The organism is Vibrio sp. 10N.222.46.A1, assembly GCF_041473595.1.
Lineage (GTDB): Bacteria > Pseudomonadota > Gammaproteobacteria > Enterobacterales > Vibrionaceae > Vibrio > Vibrio tasmaniensis_A.
Window position 1 is genome coordinate 1 of sequence record NZ_JBFRSN010000627.1, and the last position, 328, is coordinate 328.

The window sequence follows — 328 nt, forward strand, 5'->3', positions numbered from 1 at the left end:
CGACGAACCATTTCATCTAACGCAGTACGAAGCTCTTCACTTGGGGTAAAGTTTTCGTCTGCGTTGTTCTTTAGAAACTGAGCACTAGAAGCCAACATTTCTGCTCGATAAATAGCTTCATCGACATAACGTTGAGTTTCCTGAGCATTAAGCTGAGAAACGGATGCCAACAACTGTTGAGTTTTGTTAATCACCGATTCTGAGCTTTGAGATTTTATGACCTGTTGATTGCTCGTCGCGTTGTAGATCGAGAAACCAATGAGAGACAGTGACGTAATGATTAAACAACAACCTGCTAAGAGGGTTATTTTCCACTGTACTGATAGAG

The 328-nt window shown here is 41.5% G+C and carries 1 pseudogene; it reads right to left on the minus strand.

Annotation, left to right across the window (positions count from 1 at the left end):
- Positions 1–328, minus strand: a pseudogene (locus tag AB4496_RS17250) (methyl-accepting chemotaxis protein); the annotation flags it as partial.